General features: G+C 61.3%; 1 protein-coding gene. It reads left to right on the plus strand.

Features of this window, described 5'->3' with window-relative positions; all coding sequences use genetic code 11:
• The first annotated feature begins 109 nt into the window (after positions 1-109).
• Entirely contained in the window at positions 110-1,078 is a 969-nt protein-coding gene (locus VXJ37_RS21025) for an IS481 family transposase (RefSeq protein ID WP_331324933.1), read from the plus strand.

Here is a 1,078-nt window from a genome sequence, read left to right on the forward strand (position 1 = left end):
TGTATTGACCACGGACGTTAGTGACGCCCGGCGTGGTTTGGTGACATGAAGAAGACCTCCGGGTGGAGTGGGGCTTGTCTAGAGTCCTTTTCCACACACGGAGGTCTTCGTGTCCCACCCTAACGCTTTCCTCACTCCTCGTGGCCGGTTGCAGCTCGCGCAGTGCGTTGTTGATCAGTGCTGGAGCCTGCGCCGTGCCGCGGAGCGGTTTCAGGTCTCGGTCCCGACCGCTGAACGTTGGGCGAAGCGCTACCGCGAGGAGGGACCCGAAGGAATGAAGGACCGTTCGAGTCGGCCACATTCCTCGCCCCGCAGAACTGCTACGCGTACTGAGCGGAGGATCATCGCCGTGCGTGTGAACCGCCGGTGGGGCCCTGCCAGGATCGGCTATCTGCTGGGCCTGCACCCCTCAACCGTCCACCGGGTACTGTCCCGCTACCGGCTGGCGAAACTAACCTGGCTCGATCGCGGCACAGGACGAGTGATCCGCCGCTACGAACACGACAGGCCCGGGGATTTGGTCCACGTGGACATCAAGAAGCTGGGCCGGATCCCCGATGGCGGCGGACACCGAGTCATGGGCAGGACCGCTGGCTGGAAGAACAAGACCGGCACCAAGGCCAACCGCCGGCCTGGCTACCACTACCTCCACAATGCCGTGGATGACCACTCACGACTGGCTTACACCGAGATTCTCACTGACGAAACCAAGGAAACGGCAGCAGACTTCTGGGTGCGGGCAAACGCCTGGTTCAAAGAACACGGAGTTACCGTCCAGCGTGTTCTGACTGACAACGGGAACTGCTACCGGTCCCATGCTTTCGCCGAAGCGCTGGGTCCGAATATCAAACATAAACGCACCCGCCCCTACAGGCCACAAACCAACGGCAAAGTCGAACGGTTCAACCGCACCATGCTCGAGGAATGGGCCTACATCCGCCCCTACCGCTCAGAAGCCGAGCGGGTTGCTGCTTTCCCCGACTGGCTCCACGCCTACAATCACCATCGAGCCCACACTGCACTCAAAGGTCAAACGCCAGCCAGCCGCGTCACCAACCTCTCAGATCAATACAGCTAG

The sequence above is a fragment of the Pseudarthrobacter phenanthrenivorans genome (assembly GCF_036455295.1).
GTDB lineage: Bacteria > Actinomycetota > Actinomycetes > Actinomycetales > Micrococcaceae > Arthrobacter > Arthrobacter phenanthrenivorans_C.